General features: G+C 42.8%; 10 protein-coding genes and 1 pseudogene. 1 reads left to right on the forward strand and 10 read right to left on the reverse strand.

Features of this window, described 5'->3' with window-relative positions; genetic code table 11:
- Positions 1-193: 193 nt before the first annotated feature.
- The 10 genes and pseudogenes from ACFS7Z_RS26135 to hsdR form a co-directional block, all read right to left on the reverse strand.
- Positions 194-781: an SOS response-associated peptidase gene (locus ACFS7Z_RS26135; RefSeq protein WP_377492029.1), complete on the reverse strand. Its 588-nt coding sequence runs from the start codon at positions 779-781 to the stop codon at positions 194-196.
- Positions 782-866: 85 nt separating this feature from the next.
- Positions 867-1,712: pseudogene (locus ACFS7Z_RS26140) on the reverse strand (agmatine deiminase family protein).
- Positions 1,713-1,795: 83 nt separating this feature from the next.
- Positions 1,796-2,134 carry a hypothetical protein gene (locus ACFS7Z_RS26145; RefSeq protein ID WP_377492032.1) on the reverse strand — a complete coding sequence of 113 codons (339 nt, stop codon included), beginning with the start codon at positions 2,132-2,134 and terminating at the stop codon, positions 1,796-1,798.
- Positions 2,135-2,149: 15 nt separating this feature from the next.
- Positions 2,150-3,472 carry an McrC family protein gene (locus ACFS7Z_RS26150; protein WP_377492035.1) on the reverse strand — a complete coding sequence of 441 codons (1,323 nt, stop codon included), beginning with the start codon at positions 3,470-3,472 and terminating at the stop codon, positions 2,150-2,152.
- Between the two features lie 2 nt (positions 3,473-3,474).
- On the reverse strand, positions 3,475-6,093 hold the full coding sequence (locus ACFS7Z_RS26155; RefSeq protein ID WP_377492038.1) for an McrB family protein: 2,619 nt from the start codon (positions 6,091-6,093) through the stop codon (positions 3,475-3,477).
- Between the two features lie 32 nt (positions 6,094-6,125).
- Positions 6,126-7,376, reverse strand: coding sequence for a DUF6161 domain-containing protein (locus ACFS7Z_RS26160; RefSeq protein ID WP_377492041.1), 1,251 nt, complete (start codon positions 7,374-7,376; stop codon positions 6,126-6,128).
- A gap of 66 nt (positions 7,377-7,442) precedes the next feature.
- Positions 7,443-9,194, reverse strand: coding sequence for a restriction endonuclease subunit S (locus tag ACFS7Z_RS26165; RefSeq protein WP_377492044.1), 1,752 nt, complete (start codon positions 9,192-9,194; stop codon positions 7,443-7,445).
- 6 nt (positions 9,195-9,200) lie between these two features.
- On the reverse strand, positions 9,201-10,640 hold the full coding sequence (locus ACFS7Z_RS26170) for a type I restriction-modification system subunit M (protein WP_377492048.1): 1,440 nt from the start codon (positions 10,638-10,640) through the stop codon (positions 9,201-9,203).
- A gap of 61 nt (positions 10,641-10,701) precedes the next feature.
- On the reverse strand, positions 10,702-11,220 hold the full coding sequence (locus tag ACFS7Z_RS26175; protein WP_377492051.1) for a hypothetical protein: 519 nt from the start codon (positions 11,218-11,220) through the stop codon (positions 10,702-10,704).
- Between the two features lie 58 nt (positions 11,221-11,278).
- Positions 11,279-13,633, reverse strand: coding sequence for an EcoAI/FtnUII family type I restriction enzme subunit R (gene hsdR, locus ACFS7Z_RS26180; protein WP_377492054.1), 2,355 nt, complete (start codon positions 13,631-13,633; stop codon positions 11,279-11,281).
- Between the two features lie 772 nt (positions 13,634-14,405).
- Between hsdR and ACFS7Z_RS26185 the strand changes: the two genes are divergently transcribed.
- On the forward strand, positions 14,406-16,001 hold the full coding sequence (locus tag ACFS7Z_RS26185; RefSeq protein ID WP_377492057.1) for a DUF4435 domain-containing protein: 1,596 nt from the start codon (positions 14,406-14,408) through the stop codon (positions 15,999-16,001).
- Positions 16,002-16,806: the final 805 nt, after the last annotated feature.

A 16,806-nucleotide genomic window follows, 5' to 3' on the forward strand; every position in this document is an offset into this window, starting at 1 on the left:
GCTCCAAGAGATGCGGGGAAATAGGGATGACTTTTGCGCTGCACATATATCCAACATGTAGTAGTTGTTGCTAATAATGTTAGCAAATACGTAAACAAGAATTATAAAAGCTAAATATATTAGTTATTTTTATTTGCGCATGTGTAGCCAATACAACAGGAAAGGGTGAAACAGGCTTAGATATAGCGGATTATTACAGCGAGTTGATCACCTCCGGAACGTTGTTCAGCGGTGAGTTCACCAAAGGTGACACAGGGTAGGCCTTCATCTTATTGGCAGCATAGGGCTTCAGCAGCGACAGCAAAACATTCTGCGACTCATGCGCATCCAGCCACAGCTCCTCTGCCTCCGGCGATAGTATCACCGGCATGCGGTCGTGGATAGGCTTCACCAGTTCATTGGCCTCGGTGGTGATAATGGTGTAGGTGTGCAGGATTTCACCAGATGATTTGTCCAGCCACTCATCCCACAGCCCGGCAAAGGAGAAGGTGTTCTCATCCAGCAGCAGTATCCGGTGTGGTACTTTTCCCTGCGGCGTGACCTGCCACTCAAAGAAGCCGTCCGCCGGTACCAAGCAGCGCTTCGATTTAAACAGGTTACGGAAGGAGGGCTTCTCTGTGAGCGTTTCTGCTCTTGCGTTGATAGAGCGCTTCACCGCCTTCGCGTCTTTCGCCCAGAACGGCTGCAGGCCCCAGGAAAAGAACTGGATGATGTCCGGCTGGGTGTTTGTCACCACCGGCAGGTTCTGCGACGGGGCAGCATTGAAATGCGCTTCTTTCAAGGCTTTGCTCAGCAGCTTCGCCGCCTTTGATTAGGCCTTTGTCTTTGGTATCACTGAGTATCTGCCGCACATATTGTTTGGTTAATTATTCTAATATTGTCCAAGTTGTACAATTCATAAGTCCTCCGTGGAGTCCAACCTCATTGAAGTTTATTGTTTCTATAATTCGGTTTGGATAAATCTGTTTAAACAAGTCATGAACCTTGTCATCTTGATTTCCTTCTACCTGGAAAACGGGAATAACAATCAGATTACCTACTTCTAAGAAATTTACATAGCACCCAACAGCATTGTCTTTGTGCTTACTATCTTTGTGCTCAAAGAATGGTACATCAATATAATCCAAGCCGTGGTGTTTGAGGGCTTTGCTTATCCCGCTTTTCCAGTACTTGTATTACTGTTCCCGGTTGTTACCGAGTAGAGTATTTCCGTCTAAAAACCGAACAAGCCCGTCCGCATGCCCCGTCAAGTCTGACTTAATCTGCGGTATAATGATTACTTCAGCACCTAACAGCTCTTCAATTTCAGAAATCAGCTTTGTTCTGCTGGTATAGTCTGTGTTTTCACTAAATACCCTGTCTGTGATGATGGCCCTGTCCGCCCAATTCACAACATTACCGCCGTCCAGGTTGATGTTTGAGAACCTGGCTTTGATGTTGTTTGCCTTACAGACCTCCCTTGGCACAGACTGTAAATGCAGGTCGTCTTTCAGGTAAGATGGCTCATACCGAAAATGCACCAGCTCTCCTTTTTTAATTTGAAGGGGCATATAGTCCCGATACCAGATATCCTTTGTTCCTTGTATTTGTTTGTGTGAAATAATGTGTTTGTCCAGTATACGGGTTAGCGCCTGGCTGGCGTCCCTGAATCTTTCATCTGTGTGGAGTAGTGCAGAGGTATAAACGGTGTTAGTTTGATGGGCAGTTATCATCTAAAGTTGTATTGTTTAATAAGGATATCGGGGCTGATTAAGAGGCGTAACACGTATGAAAACAAATTATTATAAACTGCTGATTAATCCCAGCAGCCCATTGATTCAAATCTAAGTGTTTCTTGCTTGCATCTGGGACAGTGCCAAAACTCTTTAGCCTCTTGATAGTTGATGTAAGGAGGTATTAGATGCTGTTCTTCTTTCGTTGCTTCCAATTCATCTTTATACAACTTCATTTTCCTTCGGCACTCAGGGCATTTAGAGAAGCTCTTACTGATATCCTTTCCCGTTACAATGCCGCACGTATCGCAGTAGGCAGGCTCTACTGCGTAACCTGTCTCATAATAGTTAAAGCCGATTCCCTGAAAGATCGCTTCTGATTGCAGACCGCATGGACAAATGGCTTGTATGATGTCTCCCATAAATTAGTAGGTGTTTCAACACTCCAGAATATTAGCCAGGGCATTCTTCAAATCCTCCTCTACCTTTTTGTGTGTGATGGCGTTCCAGAAAGGCACCTCACAAACTGTAATATTAATGCTGTTCTCTCCTAAACCCGATGGAATGCTGAAGGTATAGTCACTGGCCAGTTCCTCTGATGTGTTAGGGTAGAGGAGAAGCACCTTGCTGCACTCTCTTCTGTAAGCATAGCTGACCATCTGGTACATGTCCGGCTGCGCCACACCTTGTTTTACATCAGACTGATGCAGGTCCCAGCGAGGTTTGTACTTGGTGTCGATGATTATTTTTTCACCAGTCTTTCTGTGCTCCAGAAAGATGTCGTGCTGCATCTGAAAAGCTTTCGGGTTTTGTGAAAGATGCAGGTTTGACTTCTGTGAGTGCACCTTGTAGACGTTGCCAAAATGTTTCCTGATGAAGCCAGCCACAAAATCCTCAAACACATACTCCATTGGCAGCAGCAAAGCCCATTGCAAGCTGTCGTATGTATTAGAAGAGTAAAGCTGCTGATTCAATATGCGCCTGCACCATTCAACTATAGGTGCATATTCTGTAAACAGCGGGTTAAGTGTGACGGTATCCAGATCAGAAGCTGAGCAGGGAATGTCTTCTACTTCATCCAATTGAAAAGTGATTTGCTGCAGTAGCGCCTGCGTACTGCTAAGAGTGGCACTGCTTTGCAGTAGCCGGCACACATACTTGATTACACGGTTGAGCGTGTTGTCGTATAGGAATGGCTCGTGCACACAGTCGATGTGGTGATAATTACCGGTGGTTACACCATTCCGGATGTAGGCGCTAAAGTCAATTCGGCCTTTAGGGGAGTAAAGAGCCTCTGCCACTTCCTGGTATTGGCTATAGGGCTGTGAAGCTATTACTTCAGCAGTGTAGTTTGCAAAATGCCAGATCAATAGCTCTGGCAGGGAATCTGCCTCGCGTTTGTCTAAAGAAGCTTCCATAATGGGGAAGTGAAACTTAATGCAGTAGCTAAACCAGTAAAAGATGTGGTCCAATATGAGTGCTTTAGTTGTATCCTGCTCCCGCTTAAAAACCTTTGGATAGATTTCCAAGGCTTCACCATCCTGCTGAATAAAGCCAATGAAGTTTTGAGTCCTGAATGTATCCCCATCAAATTTCAGAAAGGGCTGATATCGTTTCTCTTCTTCTGGCGTAGTATCTGCCTCAAGGAACTCTTCAGCATAGGCAATATAACGCTCCTGCCATACCTGCTGCAGGAAGGACTCGAGCTTCTTTCTGTTAAGTTTGCCGAGGGGATGGAATGTGCTGTACTCAAACAACATACCTAAGCTTTGGCTATTGCCCAGTCATAATTATCTGTGTCGTAGGCAATAGTGTAGCCGCTATTACTGAACAACTCGCGCACAACATCGATTTTGCCGGAAAAGTACTCCATGAGCAGCGGAATAACCTTTCGCTTTATAGTCTTGACAAGATCAGTATCCGTTAGTTCATTTATAAAGTATGCGTGACCTACCAGGTAGTCTGCCCCTTTCTTATCAAAGATTTTCTTATTGATAGCAGCTAAAAGCGCTGGCACATCATCATGTACCTTACCTTCTGCTGCCAGTGCATCAATAGTGGCCTTTGTAGGATAGAAGCCCGTGAACTCAAACCTCCTGCGCAGAGCTATATCCACAAGCGCAATGGACTTGTCAGCCGTGTTCATCGTGCCGAGAATGTAAAGGTTAGGAGGGAGGGCAAAATCCTGCTCACCATTGGGTAGCGTAAGCTTAAGTTCGTTCTCGGCGCCTAAGCGCTTGTCTTCCTCTAGCAACGTAATCAGTTCCCCGAATACCCTAGAGATATTGGATCTGTTTATTTCATCAATAATCAGGACATAATTTTTTAGATGTTTTACTATATTATATTGCTTACCCAATTCCCAGAGCTCTTCTAAGACATACCTATAATTGTTATAATTGCCATTATCACTTATATTTCTATCCTCAAAAGCATCACGGTCTTCATAGGCTTGTTTCAGAATATCTTTATTCAATGAGTGCTTTTCAGAACCACTATGATATCGAAGTCTGATACTGTTACCTTTAATCTCTATAATCGTCAGAATCTTACCAGACTTCATCGCAATCTCTATCTCCTTCCCATCATCTATCAAAGGTTTGAAATATTCATCGAAGACCTCCTCAAAGGACTTGGGAGAAGAAGAGCTTGTCTGTTTCTGTGGCATTTCGTAGTCTTGCTTTGCCCTTTCGCAGATCTTGTAGAAAATGCCTTCATTCTTTCTGAACTTCAGGTCAGCGTGGTCCAGGTCTGGCTTTATACCTACTACAAAATCTTCATAGGAGTAATTCTGGTGGAAAGTGATAAACTCTATCTGCCCCTCTCTCTTCAGACGATCGAAGGTTCTTTTATTTGCCGAATGTGAAATGTCCTTCTTTCCTGTAATAAGTTCAACTGCAAGCTCTATAGTGTTGTATGTTTTGCCGGTGCCAGGAGGGCCGTAAAGAATCTGATTTAGAGGAAAAGCAGGCTTCTCAAAAGGTCGGATTATCTCTTTTGTTGTCATTGGTTTTATCTCCTGATAGTCGAACATGGAGGTTCTGTACTCTTTGTCAAATGCAGCCTTTCTGAATGCCAGGTTATCATGTTTCTTTTTGTTAGAGTATTTGTTATTCTCCAGTTCAGACTGAACAGCCTGTTTGATAGCAGGATAATGCTGCATGACAACTTCAGCGGAAGCTTTATGGAAAAATGATGGCTGTGTTTTACCCTCGAATTGACCTTTATGTACGCCCTCAATTGTGTATTCTTCCGGAGCTATGAAATCAAACTTGTCGCCCTTCAGGTTGAGGCAGTACCTAATGCCAATCTGGAAGCTAAGTAATTCTGATGTACTGAAGGTTAGTTTGGCCTCATCAGCTATATCCAGTTCTTCAATCAGCCTGTCCAGAACATGGAAGTACACGTTTAAATCGTCTGTAGAGGATTTCTTCAGCATATCCTGAAATGCTTTCTCCTCCTTTTGAGAAGGGGTAACCACACCGTCCAGCATTCTATATAGAATATCCTGTGCAAGTAACTTATGGTTCTCATCCTCGAATGCATCATCAGGCAAAAGGTCATTTACTAATTCTAGTAGTTCATTGTCATACACCAGATAATCTGATATAAAATCATCCAACAGGTTAAGGTAGTGGAGGTATTTCTCACCTACTTTTTTTGATTTGATGCCTAATAACTGACAGTACTTCTGGTAGAATGAATCTTTGTAAAGCGCGTACTTACCCGGGTTATAATAGGTAAGGAGCGTGGCCATAGTCCTCTCGTCGTGATGGTGAGAGTGCTTTGGGTTGGGTTGTAACTCTCTATAAATTTTCAGTGTTTCTGAAGAGAACTTTTGTAATCGATTTGCTAAAGGGAATTCCTCATTAAAGAGGGTTATAAAGCAGTCTCTATAAGGCTCAGGTCTATCTTTGGCTATGTGATGTATTACTCCTATACCTACACCGTATATAAGGTTTGAGTAATCGATACTCTTTATCTCTTCATAAAAATCAGGAGCATTCAAGTTCGGCCTGCCCTGAAATTTTTTTAACAGTTTCCATTTATAAACTTCACTAGCCAAATTGTTTTGCCGAAGATCTACTTTATACTTTTGAATCAACTCTTTAATGGGATTTGAAATATTCTCCTTCTCAACCACATCAAATCCCAACCTTTCTAAAAACCTGTTAGTATCTCTTCCCCCACTATGTATCCATAAGTTTTCGCCATTCATTTCCTGATGGGCATATCGCATGATGTCTTTAGGGGGATATTTTTCTTTGTCAATGCACACATCCCATCGGGTAGATGGTATTAGATCAATTCCCTCCTCTTTAATTCGGGATACAGCATTACGTATATGTTCTTTAGTGATTTTGTTGGGTTCAAATGCCATTGATTTAAAGAGGGTATTTAGGTAAAAGACAATTATCGATTCATTAGTTTTCCTGCAAAATCACTTGGCATGGTAGGAGAGGAATCCTCTTTTAATAAACCAGTATCTGCTCTGCTGAAAAGAGACTGCATAATTAAATGCCTGTCTTTCTCATCAATTCCCTCTTCTTTGATTAGTGCCAGATAGACATGTGTTAGCTGCTCCCTCTCTTCTGCATCACGCGCCAAATGAAAAGAGCTGAAAGCAATCTTATTGAGTGTTCTTATCCCAAAAGCTAGAAATGAGATAAAGGTTATATATACAACGGACCATCTAATTGCGCTGGATTCACCTTTTAAGAAGCTAGCTAACATGCCTTCTGGGGTTAGCCATAAAAGACAATAGAGAGTAACACATGCTATTACAACTAATGCAGTAAGTATGTAAGTTGACTTCCATCCTTCAGCTTTGAGCGTTGTAGCTCTATCCTTCCAATATGCTGCTGGCTTTTTTAACCTGAGTAGCTCCTCATATGTATTCTCTAGATCTTTGATTTTTGTATTTGAGTCAGAGTTGAAAGTTTTGAAATCACCTTTAGTATTTATAAACCAATCATTAAAGAGCTTTTCCTTGTTGCCTTTGAATTCATCAATTGTTTTTGTGTATTCCTGAAATTTATCAGAAGAATCTTTTAAATGAGTAATTAACTGGTTATCCACTTCTGATAGCATTAACTCAAAGTCATTCTTCATTCTGGTGATAGAAGGCTTTTCAGCGGTTCTTCTCTTGGTTATTTCTGAAGCATTCTTCTGTGTAAACTCATAGGCAAGCATGGCGCCTAAAAAGGATTGTTTGCTGTTAAAATTGATGGAACCTATAATGTAATTATAAGCACCTGTAAATAGATTCTGTTCTTGAAAAAACAACTTTAGTAAGAATTCTGTTTCAGGGCTATCAAAATTGAAGACGCTTCCATTCGGATTGTTGACTTTTCTTTGAATATCATTATTCCAATAGTAATCCAGATTATTATTAATTCCCTTACTATGTGATTCAATGAAATTCGCTATACTTCTTCTCAAAGTCTCGAAGTAGTTTTTAGATATTAATAATTCATTAGGTAAAGGTTCATCAAACTCTGACCATCCCTTCGCCTGATTTGAAACATACCTATAGATAGAAGTTGCCCCTTTAAGAGTAATTTCTTCATTTAAGTGAGGGTACTTTAATATAACCGAAATCGATTTAAACCAATCTGCGTTTTCAGATTCAGAAATCCTTTTAGTAATTTCAGTTACTGTCATTTAAAATCAATTATGTTGGTTATATATAATTTATAATTTGGTAATGCCTAGCTTTAATCATTGATTTTAATCTGAATAGGTGACCTCCTCCTGCACCTGCAATGCCTCCTGCACCACCGCCTGCATTAGCGCCTCCGTCTCTTGTCTTGACTGCTGTATCTGCTGCTCCAGTTCGTCACATAGCTGCATCAGTTGGTTTACTTTTGCAACGATGGCTTCTTGTTCGGTAAGAGAAGGGAGTGGATAAAGTATTTCTTTTAAATTTGTGGCAGAGAGTTGTTGTTGAGCGCTACCTGAAGATTTATTAAGTGTAAAAGCCTGAAAAGCAGACGAGGTCAAATAAATTATACCATACTCAACTAGTTCAGTTAAATAATTTCTAATGATAAGAAGCTGAGCGTTTATAAATCCAGTTTCGTGTAAAGCATTCTTCTTAAACAGGCCTACTTTACCTACAGAGCCTCTAAGAACAAAGAGGATATCTCTGTCTTGAAGTTTGCCACTTCGAAGAGAGTCAAACTTTTCTCGTGTGATAAAATCTAAGCTTGACAAAGAGATTTCACTAGCCTTAATATTCTTAGTGCTAATGAAGGGTATACCCTCTTCTTTTATATCTGTACCGCTTGGATAGTTACTGCTTCTGTCACCGTTTTCGAATTGACATATCTCTCCTAACCTACACCAAATCCAACCTTCTGGCAAAGTATAAGGTACCTCGTCTTCTAAAATCGGCTCAAGCGGTTTTTCCTTTTTTATCTTCTTCTCCTTTACCAGTTGCGCCTTTTCTGCCTGAATGCGTTTCAGGAGTTCGGAGGCTGGCTCGGTGGTGGAGTTTTGCTTTCGCCAGTTAGTGGTGAGTTTGCCTTGTACAGCCAGCTGAAGTATAGTTTCGCGGAGCTTTTTTACGTTCGCGGCTTCATCAAACATGGTCTGGAAGTGCTGCTTCAGAAAAAGCCAGTTTTGCTCCAGTTCTTCGTCTTCTGCGACTGTTAATTGCTGCAAGGCGGCGGCTCCCAGGTGCTGCTTCAGCTGTAAGCGTGCTGCCGTTTGCCGCTCTAGCTCCTCAATTTTCTGCATTAGCTCTTCTACCCGCGCCACAACGGCTTCCTGCTCGGCAAGGGGAGGGAGGGGGAAAGGATACTGCCTTAGCCCACTGAGTGATACAAATGATTGTACCGCACCAGTAGCAGAACTTTTCATTTCCACCTGTGCATGGTTTAAGTATAGCAATAGATAATAAGGTGCTGGAGAATTCTCAATCAAATACTTGAAGAGTGCTACGTTCTTAATACTAAAGTTTGGCTCTACATCAACAATAACAGGATTCCCTATAGAACCAATCATAGCAAAGAGTATGTCACCCTTATCTACTTTAGATCTTTTAGAAATTTCAGTGTGATCTTCCTGAGAAATGTACTTTACATTTTGAAGGCTCAACTTTCCAGAAGAAATGTTTTTACTTGTAACAAGTGGAATTCCTTCAGGATGATATTTTGGTGTGTCATGTGTGCCATCTCTCACGTCTAAACAATCTTGAAGCCTACACCACATCCATCCCTCAGGCAAAGTATAAGGTGCTTCATCCTCTGTAATCGGCTCCAGCGATTTATCTTTCTTGATCTTGTTTTCCTTCACTAGTTGTGCCTTCTTCGCTTCAATGCGTTTCAGCAGCTCTGAAGCAGGCTCTATGTCAGTGTTTTGCCTGCGCCAGTTTTCGGTCAGTTTTCCCTGCACGGCCAGCTGCAGGACAAGTTCTTTAAGCCTGGCTGCGTTTTTCGGGTGCAGCGTCAGGTTTTTAAATTGTTCCAATAGTAACATGCAGGTTTAGCTTAACAGGGATTCTTCTAATGCATTTATAATGTCCTGCTGCAGCGCCTTTACGCGCTGTGTCGTTTGCTGCAGCTTTTCAAGTATTTCGGAAGGTACACCCAAGTCATTTTCCGGCGCATGCGGGTTCTTGATATCGAGGTTATAGTTGCGGGCCACAATCTCCTCCACCGGTACGCGCCATGCATACTCCGTCTCCACACGGTTGTTCCACCAGGCTTTCTCCAAGTCGAACTCCTTTATATTAATCGGCCTCCCCTTGTTATAGCTTTTCTGCCCGGCAGGGTAGGGGTGCTCGAAGTACCATACCTCTTTCGTCGGCTCACCTTTGGTAAAGAACAACAGGTTAGTTTTAATGCTGGTGTAAGGGTTAAACACGCCGTTGGGCAGGCGCACAATCGTGTGCAGGTTGCACTTGCTCAACAGTTCCTCCTTGATGCGCGTTTTCACGCCCTCGCCAAAAAGCGTACCATCGGGAAGTACCACGGCGGCGCGTCCGTTAGCCTTCAGCAGGCGCATGATGAGCGCCATAAACAGGTCGGCTGTTTCCTTCGTCTTAAACTTGGTCGGGAAGTTAGCGTCAGTGCCTTCTTCCTCGGTGCCTCCGAAAGGTGGGTTGCTCAGGATGATGTCTACCTGGTCTTTGCTTGTCCAGCTGTCGTAAGGGCGCACCAACAGGTTATCGTGGCGGATAACGGGCACGTCCATGCCGTGCAGCATCAGGTTAGTGGTAGCCAGCATGTGCGGCAGCGGCTTTTTCTCTACTCCCTGAAAGCTTTCCTGAAGCGTCTGTATGTCGGTGGGGTTGCTGAGTTGGGTGCTTACATGTTCAATGGCACAGGTTAGGAAGCCACCTGTTCCGCAGGCAGGGTCCAGTACGGTTTCGCCAATCTGTGGCGCCGTCATGTCTGTCATGAACTGCGTCACGGCACGCGGAGTATAGTACTCGCCCGAGGAACCAGCGCTTTGCAGCTCCTTCAGCATGTTCTCGTAAATGTCGTTAAAAAGGTGGCGGTCCGAAGAGGAGTTAAAGTCAATCTGGTTTATCTTGTTTATGACCTGGCGGATGAGGGTGCCGCTCTTCATGTAGTTGTAGGTATCCTCGAACACCTGCTTCACAATCCAGCCCTGTGGGTTGGCTTTCGGCGATACATCCAGGTTCTTCAGCGTCTCGAACAGCTCGTTGTTAACAAAGTCGAGCAGCTCATCGCCAGTCATGCCTTCCTCGTCGGCAGCCCAATTACTCCACTGCAGTCTGGCCGGTATCGGCGATTTATAGTTTTTAATGGTCAGTTCCCACTCTTCCTCCTTGTCGCTGAAAACTTTCAAAAAAAGCATCCACACCATCTGGGAGATGCGCTGTGCATCTCCGTCAACTCCTGCATCCTGGCGCATGATGTCGCGGATGGATTTTATAACACCTGAAAGGTTACTCATGTAATTGTATTGGTAAATGTATTTGTAGGTCCTGAATTAAGTCGTTAGTTTTCGGTAGCTATTAGCCTTTGTAAATAAGCGATCGGATCAGCAGATCCGTGAATTTACGGTTTTTGTTATGAGCCGCGAGCGATAGATTCCCTTTTGTCCCATCTTTATATCGCTTATTCTTATTTTTTGCATTACCTGCATTTAACAATTCAAGCGCCCTTACAACAAAAAGAAAGGCAAAAATCAACATGATAAAAAGCTTTGATAGAAAGGAAATTATCATGTTCAATAAACTCCCTTTGTTAGAAGCAATTGAGAAGAGTAGAGTAATAGAAACTGCAGCTACAGCGATTATGCTCGCTATAGTAAAGTAATCATTGTATTCAACTCTACTTTCAAAGTAAATGGAACAGCCAAGACCTATAGTGCCTATTATCAGAACTACATAGTCTATATACCCTTTTATGATTACAATCTGACCATGCTTTGCTTTTATAACTCCTGTTATGTAGAATGTTAGCAGAACGATAGAAATGCTGGCTAAAGTTATTCCCTCAGATGTTTGTAAGTAGTTTGTAAAAGTTTCCACTAGGCTTAATTTTGTTGATGGTTGATGTAAAGATTGGTTATTTCTTAACTTTAGAGTCCTAGGCAGAGCGATACAACTCTTGCTCCAGTTCGTTTATCGCTTTATCAAAATCTGCTTTTTTGCCAAAGCGTTTTACAATTTCGATGGGAGTGCCAAACTGGTTGAGTGGCCTGACGTTCAGAACTGCTGTATTTTCCAAGGAACTGATGCCTTCATCTGCATATTTATCCAGAAGTGTTTGCAGCACTTCACGGGCACCCGTTCCATACTTCTCGAAGTAGTTGCGCTTCTTCACCTGCTCTGCTCTTTCCTTGCGCGACAGGGGAGGACGGTCGAAAGCGATGTGCGCTATCAGGTCAAAAGCATCTATGTCTAAGCCAATCTCCTGTTGCAGTTCCTCGAACAGCACGCCTTTTTCCGCCAACTCATTAATAATGGCTTCCTTGCGTTCGCTCACATTCCACTTCACCAGGAAATCGTCCAGCGAAGCATACTCGCTCAGCAGCTTTGTGCGGGAGTAGTCTTTCAGTGATTCCGTGATTAACCTGCCATCGGCACCGTAGTACTGCACCCGCTCGTTTATCACCTTCACGGCCACATCATTCACATAGTATTTCCTTGGTCTTCCTGTTCCGGGCTCGTCATCTGGCCCTTCTCTTCCAGGATCATCAGTGTCATCTCCTTCACCTTCACCTTCCTTTCCTTCAGGAGGCACGGGCGGTTGATTATTATCTGGCTCATAAATCACCACAGGGTCGCCATCAAAATCAGGATCAGCAAAAAGGTTGGTTACCTGCCGGAAATCCATTATACTGAAATATACCTTGCCATCATCCTCCCGCAGGCGGGTGCCACGCCCAATAATTTGCTTGAACTCTGTCATGGATTGTATGCCAGCCTCCAGCGCAATCACCTTCACCATTTTGGTATCTACACCCGTTGTCAGCAGCTTAGAAGTAGTTGCAATTACAGGCTCCTTTTCATCTACAGAAGTGAAGTTGTACAGCTCCTTCTTTCCAATTTCATCATCTCCGGTTATGCGCACTACATAATTCGGATATTGCTGCAGCATGTCGCTGTTCTCGTTCACAAGCGCCTGACGCATTCGCTCCGCGTGTTCCGTGTCCACGCAGAACACAATTGTTTTTGCCATACGGTCGGTCAGCTTCAGGTACTCGGATATTTTTCGGGCTGCTGCCTTTGTGCGGTCGTCGATAACCAGGTTACGGTCGAAATCTCTTGTATTATAAATGCGGTCTTCTATTTCATGGCCATACCTGTCTTTCTTTCCCTTTTCAGGTCGGTACCCCTCGTCCACATTCAAACTTATGCGAACTACTTTATAGGGAGCCAGAAAGCCATCATCTATCCCCTGCTTTAAAGAATAGGTATATGTTGGTTCTCCAAAGTAGGTGATATTAGAAGTCTCTTTGGTTTCCTTTGGCGTGGCTGTGAGCCCCACATGTACGGCAGCATTGAAATAGGTAAGCACTTCTCTCCAGGCAGATTCTTCTTTAGCGCTTCCACGGTGGCACTCGTCCACCACCACCATATCAAAGAAGTCAGGGGAGAATTGCTTAAAGATGTTCTTTTCTTCCTCAGTGCCTGTCAGGCCCTGGTAAAGCGCAAAGTAAATTTGGTAAGCCTTGTCCACCTCCCGGTTCTGAATCTTGGTCATGATGTCTGAGCCGAAAGGCCTGAAGTCGCCCGTCTTGGTTTGGTCCACCAGTATGTTCCGATCTGCCAGGTAAAGCACCCGCTTCACAGTCTTCGCCTTCCACAGCCGCCAGATAATCTGGAAAGCTGTATAGGTCTTGCCCGTACCTGTTGCCATTACCAGCAAAATGCGTTTATCACCTCTTGCTACAGCCTCTATGGTTCTGTTGATGGCGATCTGCTGATAATAGCGGGGGGCAAAGCCGGTTTCGTCTTTATGGTTCTCTTCTTTTACTACTTCCTGCTGCTGTGAATTCAGGTTTTTGTAAGTGGCGTAGCGCTGCCACAATGCCTCAGGGGAAGGGAAACTCTCTAAACTTAGCTCTCTTTCTACTTCACCGCCTTGTTCCACTTTTGTCTGGTCAAATTCCAGGAAAGCGTTACCGTTGGAACTGTACACGAAAGGGATATCCAGAATATCAGCATACTCCTTCGCCTGCTGCATCCCTTGGCCAACGGAGTGGTTGTTATCCTTTGCCTCAATAATAGCCACCATTGTTGATTTGTAGAACAGCACATAGTCCGCTCTTTTCTGCTTACCCCTGGTGTACTTCTGGCCCCGCACAATGATTCTGCCATCAGTGAAGGACCACTCTTCTCTTACTTGCTTTTGAATATCCCAGCCAGCCGCAACAAGCGCAGGCGTAATAAACTTCGTGCAGATGTCACGCTCGGAGAGGGGCTTTTTGTTAAGCATGTTTTCAAGTGGTGTTTCAACATTCAATATACCTTTTGTAATATTCTTATCAAAATCTATATTTTAGGTGATTGGTAAGTGCTTGTAACCCTGTGAATTGATAGCGAAGAATGCGTTGTTAGACTAGCGCCAGGAGTTTCAAGCGTGTAAGAATTTGAAACTGACTTAACGTTGAACATTACAGTTAGCACAATTCAGCACACCCCAAGACATAGCTAGAACGGCTGCAGGAATAGGTAAGACTTTACAACTTCTGAATATCTTCTTTGCTTCTTGAAGGGCTTCTTTGTCCTCAGCCCTATCCTTTTGTTAGATAGAGTGACATACACTATCCAGAAGACTTCCGCCGAAAACAGAACTGCTACATAGTAGAAAAACTACCAATTTGTCGTAATTGAAGGTGAGGAGAAGCCACGCTACATTAATGAAAATCTTATCTTATAAGCCCTAACCTCAAAAATTCGATTGCCCTGAATAATTATCTGCAGGTGAGAGAGGATATAAAACTCACTATCCCACAATAGCAACTGAATGCCTATTTATTATAACAGTAGTTATAAGCGAAACCCCGTTTCCAGCCTCCTGGAGGGGGTGCTGGTTTTAGTACTTTCACGGGGTGCGGGAAGTGCCTGCAATGTGGTTTATATTAACGGAGATATATACTATATTCGGCAGTCCGGTTCCGGTTATCGGTCAAAATCGACCGATAACCGGAACCGGACTGCCGTTTACACAGTAGTTGTGTGCCATTAACAAACTGACTAGCACTATTATGACATTTAACCTTACACTTCCAAATCGAACACGAACAAATCAGACTGAAACACTAACTACAGACAATAATATCGTACTCATTGGGGCTAATGGATCTGGAAAGTCCCGTCTAGGCGCATGGGTAGAACAAACAATGCAGAGCCGGTTGACGGTTCACAGAATAAGTGCTCAGAAAGCGTTAAGCATCCCCGATTTTGCTCAACTTAAAAATTTAGAACAAGCTGAAAAAGCTTTACTGTATGGTAGAGATGACCAACATGCTTCGGTTGGCAGAAAAATTACCGACCGTTGGGGTAGCAATCCTACAACGTTCTTATTAAATGACTTTGATAAGTTATTGTCTCTACTCTTTGCGAAAAGTGCTGAAAGAGATCGGTTGCATACACAACAAACCAAAGCTGTCCAATCATATGTCCCGGTACCAGATGCACCTATTGACATTATTGTTCGAATTTGGTCTGATATTATGCCTCATAGGCAAATTTCATTTAATGACGGAAAAGTCTTAGTTAGGAAGGAGGAAGAGCCAGAATACCATGGTAAAGAAATGAGTGATGGAGAAAGAGTAACCTTGTATCTAATCGGGCAATGCCTTTGTGCTCCAGATAATTCGATCATAATAATAGATGAACCAGAAATACATCTGCACAAATCGCTGGTTGATAAACTTTGGAATAAAGTTGAAGAACTATCGCAATCAAAGCTACTGGTTTATATAACTCATGATTTGGATTTTGCCTCATCCAGGAAAGACGCTCTTAAATTTTGGATTAAAAGTTACAATGGTAACAACTTATGGGAATGGGACGAAGTGCCTAGGGATGAAAATTTGCCCGATGGATTGATTCTTGAGATCCTCGGCTCAAGAAAAAACATAATTTTTTGTGAAGGTGAGAATGGAAGTTTAGATACAACTATTTACCAACTCGTCTACCCAGATTATCACATAATTCCGAGAGGAAGCGGACAAAAAGTAATAGAAGCAACAAAGGCTTTAAAGGGAAACCATAACATACATCATCTAAACGTGTTTGGATTGATTGACAGTGATTACAAAGAGGAAGAAGAAAAGCAAACTTTACTTCAGCATGGTATTTTCACTATCTCCATCGCCGAGATTGAAAACCTATTTTGTGTCGAACCCGTGCTTAGAATAATAGCAGAGCACCTAGAACTAAACTCTGAACAAAAAGTGAATGAAGTAATCGACTTTCTTATTCAATCCTTGAATGCTGAATTTGAAGTACAAGTTTCTTCTAAAGCTGAGAAGATTGTCGAATATAAGCTTGGAGCATTTTCAAAGGAGGCAAATAATGAACAAGGATTAACTGCGGGCTTAACGACCACTTTAGGTAGAATTGATATTCCAACTATATATGCACAAACTAGAACAAGCTTTCAAAATGCTATTGATGCAAGAAGCCTTAATGAGCTTCTTTTAATATATAATAGAAAAAGCTTGACCAACAGAATTTCAGGAATATTTGGACTTGGAAACGGGCAGTACGACAAACTATTGGTGAGATTATTCAAAGGTTCACGCAAAGAGGAATTAATTCATGCAATGAGACAATATTTACCTCAAATCAATTAAACGGCACATAACAAGGTATTGCCAAAAGCGGGGCTAAACGGCTTCGACTGGACATCTGTGCAAGGTTCGACTTTTGTTCTTCGATCGAACTCTAGTGCTAAAATCCCCCCCTTCGGCAATACCCGAACCGTTGCTCTTGCTTAACATAAGAGGGCTTATAAGAAAGATCAGGTGCAGTATGTGTGACGAGATGCGCAGTATAAGGTCATGCCGACGGGGCTATAAAACAGAAAAGGACACCGATAGTGTCCTTTTCCTTAAAGTTATTCCAAATAACTCTGGAGCTAACTTCTATATATTTTTACGTTATTCCCACAGCAATGTTGCCGTTCAATTAGGGTTTTCCAATGCACTATAAAGTCAGTTATATAAAATAGGGCTATCTCAAGCCGGTCTGCCGCGGCCATCTGCCCGTTTCACCGGATCCGGAGTCAAATCCCAAATCTGGTCCCGCTGCTCATGGTCAACTCCACGAACAGCTAACAAACAACTCAAACCCTAATTCATATTTTTGAGACAGCCTCTTGTCTCTTTCAAGGTAGGGAACACTTACACCTGTTGTTTTGCCACCTACACATGTATTTTAAGTACTGGCACCTTTTTATTAAAAATAAAATTACTTAAATACAATTTTAAAACGTATAATATATCATGTTCTTGCTGGATAGCTCTGAAGCTGCAAATAGCTATCATCTTGATTATACAGGATTTTAGAATTTAGCTCCTATTAGATAGCTGTTCAAAACCACCACTCCATTTCACACCTCCCTTACTTCCTGTGAAAGCTTACATTCTAAGTGCTTCC

Source organism: Pontibacter toksunensis (assembly GCF_042686245.1).
Lineage (GTDB): Bacteria > Bacteroidota > Bacteroidia > Cytophagales > Hymenobacteraceae > Pontibacter > Pontibacter toksunensis.